This window comes from Oceanospirillum linum, from assembly GCF_001995095.2.
Lineage (GTDB): Bacteria > Pseudomonadota > Gammaproteobacteria > Pseudomonadales > Halomonadaceae > Oceanospirillum > Oceanospirillum linum.
Genome location: NZ_MTSD02000050.1, coordinates 1 through 543, shown reverse-complemented (window position 1 = coordinate 543; position 543 = coordinate 1). Strand labels below are relative to the sequence as shown.

Below are 543 nucleotides of genomic sequence, written 5' to 3'. Positions count from 1 at the left end.
GTTTTCACTTAATAACTGCAAATTAAAACGCACTCGCCAAACTTGTAGATAAGCTTGCCCTGCACAACGACCACGTAAGCTAAGGTCAAGCTCCGGCATTGGAAAGTTTTTCAATAAATGCTGTTCTGCCTTGGCTAACCAGAACATCATGACATAGCGCAAAGCTATTGCAGCCTCAGCAGGATCACGAGGATTAATACACTTAGGGATAGACAATTCTTGTGAAAACAATGGCAAAGTCGCAGGCACTATCAACCTCCATTAAAATTAAAGTTTTCGATTTTACACAAGATCTAGCTTCAGGGCTGCCGTGTTCCCCCTGTTGTCGCTACAATAGTGCTTTGCACCGATTTTATTACTTGCTTATCGCATAACGAGGCACCCATGACGGAAGAATCAATCCCAGTGCCTGTGATTGCAGAAGATGCTCTAGACCAGCTCTACACATACTTGGAGTCTGACCTAGTAGATCCAGAAGCCCTTGATATTATCGGGTTGCATGGTTTCATGATTGCGTTAGCCATTTGCCCTGAAGAAGTACCC

At 44.0% G+C, this 543-nt stretch carries 1 pseudogene; it reads right to left on the bottom strand.

Annotated elements, in window-relative coordinates:
• Positions 1–249 (bottom strand): annotated as a pseudogene (locus BTA35_RS17790) (hypothetical protein); the annotation flags it as partial.
• Positions 250–543 lie beyond the last annotated feature (294 nt).